Origin of the sequence: Mongoliibacter sp. (assembly GCF_007692705.1) — a bacterium.
Taxonomy (GTDB): domain Bacteria; phylum Bacteroidota; class Bacteroidia; order Cytophagales; family Cyclobacteriaceae; genus Mongoliibacter.
The window spans coordinates 1-2,869 of the sequence record NZ_REBN01000009.1 but is presented as its reverse complement, the minus strand read 5'-3'; the positions used below and the strand labels follow the sequence as shown (position 1 = coordinate 2,869).

Sequence of the window (2,869 nt, the reverse complement as noted above, 5' to 3'; positions counted from 1 at the left end):
ATCCTGACGAGCTATTGATCAATCAGGAAGCAGTCGTAGATCTGATCGAAAATCTATATATAAGTGACTTTCATACCATTTACAAGCAAGTAAATCAATTTCCAAGAGCACATTATCTATTTGCAAAAGATAAATTCGAATTTAAACCCTACTATAAGCTTCCTTCAAAAATAGGTGAACCTGTCCCATTTGATGTACTTAAAAAGAACACCAAAGAAAAACTTTATGAAATCATTCAAAGGGAGTTACATGCAGATGTGCCAGTAGCTTCATTTTTAAGTTCTGGTATTGATTCATCATTGATCACGGCAATTGCCAATGATATTAAACCTGGAATTCAAGCCATAACCATGGGTACCAAGGATAAGGATATGGATGAAACTTCAGGAGCGCGGGAATTTGCCAGAAAACTGAATATCAATCATGAGGTTGTTCCAGTGGATATTGATTCACTGAGTCGGCTTGGTAATATTTTGAAGGATATACAACCTCTTGCAGACGCCTCATTGATCCCTTCTTTTATGGTGACTGACCAAATTAAAGACAGGTACAAAGTCATGCTTTCAGGAGATGGAGGAGATGAATTGTTTGGATCTTACAATAGAACGAACCTTTACCAAAGTGTAAAGTTCCATGGACTTCCCGGTGGCAATAAAGTCATAGAAAAAGTATTGGGGAACCAAACATCTTGGGTCGAAAAGCAATTTGCAGCAAGGTTAAACGACAGAAACAGGATGACACTTGGTGGTTGGAGTGGTTATTACAGAAGGCATAATCTCAATAACTCACTACTTTCCAGTGTATTCAATCAGCAGCAAAATATCAATGCCACTTGGAGGAAGTTTTTATCCTTGGAAAAAGAACTAGGTGAAAACTATTCTAAAATTAGTTTTCATGTAGATTATGCTACCAAATTACCAGGTGCATTTTTGTATAAAATTGATTCTGCAGCTATGCATAGCAGTGTGGAAGTCCGAGCTCCATTTTTAGACCACACTCTAGTTGATTACTTGATGAGTGTTCCGGTATCTTCTATGATGCCAAATCATATAGACAAAGAGTTAACCAGGTCTATTTTGGAAGATTTTACAGGAAAAGTCAAACATGGTCCCAAAAAAGGTTTCTCTATACCCTATGCTGGTTTTATGCAAAATGAATGGGGAATCCTGCTTCAAAGTATGATTCAGGAAGGAGTTTCATCTTCTTTTTTTGATTTTAACAGAGAAGGAATTCTAAGCTTGATCAAACAGCACCAAACACAGCCAACTCCTACATTGGCAAGAGTCCTATTTGGAATATTGGTATTGGAAATATGGTTGAGGGTATTCCATCTCAAAGTACCTCATGATTTCTTAACCCAAAAAATATGATCATTGCAGAAATAGGTCAAGCACACGACGGAAGCTTGGGGCAGGCTCATGCATTTATTGATGCACTATCAGGTACAGGAGTAAATGCCGTCAAATTTCAAACACATATTGCAGAAGCTGAGAGTTCTTCATACGAGCCCTTTAGGGTTAAATTCAGCTATCAAGATTCCACGCGATATGATTATTGGAAAAGGATGGAGTTTACACCTGAACAATGGGCAGGGATTAAGACTCACTGTGAAGAAAAAGGACTTGAGTTTATATCTTCTCCATTCAGTAATCAGGCCGTAGAGTTGTTGGAGAAATTGGGAGTAAATAGATATAAAATAGGTTCAGGAGAAGTAAGCAATTATTTGATGCTTGAAAAAATCTCTCAAACAGGGAAGCCTGTTATGTTAAGTTCAGGGATGAGTTCATTTGCTGAACTTGACCAGACTGTCAATTTCCTAAAAGAAAAAGGGGTGGACCTCAGTATCCTTCAATGTACCACTGCTTATCCAACATCTCCGGAACTTTGGGGCTTGAATGTCATCCAAGAACTATCTTTAAGATACAAAGTGCCTATTGGTTTCTCTGATCATAGTGGAGATATATTTGCCTGCCTTGCTGCAGCAACATTAGGAGCAAGCATTTTTGAATTTCATGTAGTATTCGATAAAAGGCAATTTGGTCCCGACTCTGCATCCAGTTTACAGATTGATGATGTTGCAAAACTATGTCTTGGTATCAAGCAGATTCAAACAGCGTTTAACAATCCAATCGACAAAAGTGATAATTCCAAATTTTCTGAATTAAAGCAGATTTTTGAAAAAAGCCTTTCCTTGAATAAAGCCAAAAAAAAGGGGGAAGTGATTTCAATTCAGGATTTAGAAGCAAAAAAACCTGGGAATAGAGGGATTCCTGCAAGTCAATATAACTTGGTTGTGGGAAAAATAGCATCAAGGGATATTCAACAATGGGAGTTCATCACCAATGATATGCTTTCGGATAACTAATCCAATAAAAGATAAAAATGGGAAAAAGAAAAATCTGTGTTGTAATTACTGCAAGGCCATCCTATTCAAGGATAAAGACTGCCTTGGAGGCTATCAATGAACATCCTGATCTTGAGCTTCAACTTGTTGTAGCGGCTTCAGCTTTATTGGATAGATACGGTTCAGCTGTTAATTACATGCTTAAGGATGGTTTTGAAATCTCGGCCAAGGTTTTTAATATTTTGGAAGGAGAGAATCTGACAGCTGCTGCAAAGACTACCGGTATTGGAATACTTGAATTGTCAACAGTATTTGACAACCTTTCACCAGATATAGTGGTAACTGTTGCCGATAGATTTGAAACAATGGCCACAGCAATTGCAGCATCTTATATGAACATTCCTCTGGCCCATATACAGGGTGGAGAAGTGACCGGGAATATTGATGAAAAAGTAAGACATTCCATTACCAAGTTAGCTGATTATCATTTTGTAGCTTCTCAAGGAGCCTATGACAGGGTTGTTA

The 2,869-nt window shown here is 37.8% G+C and carries 3 protein-coding genes; all 3 read left to right on the top strand.

Annotation, left to right across the window (positions count from 1 at the left end):
* A partial coding sequence (locus EA341_RS00110) for an asparagine synthetase B (protein WP_293010650.1) occupies positions 1-1,370 on the top strand: 1,370 nt, incomplete at its 5' end.
* Positions 1,367-2,365, top strand: coding sequence for an N-acetylneuraminate synthase family protein (locus EA341_RS00105; RefSeq protein WP_293010649.1), 999 nt, complete (start codon positions 1,367-1,369; stop codon positions 2,363-2,365). The genes EA341_RS00110 and EA341_RS00105, both read left to right, overlap by 4 nt.
* 17 nt (positions 2,366-2,382) lie before the next feature.
* Positions 2,383-2,869, top strand: a 487-nt coding sequence (locus tag EA341_RS00100) for a UDP-N-acetylglucosamine 2-epimerase (protein ID WP_293010648.1), incomplete at its 3' end; no start/stop codon positions are given.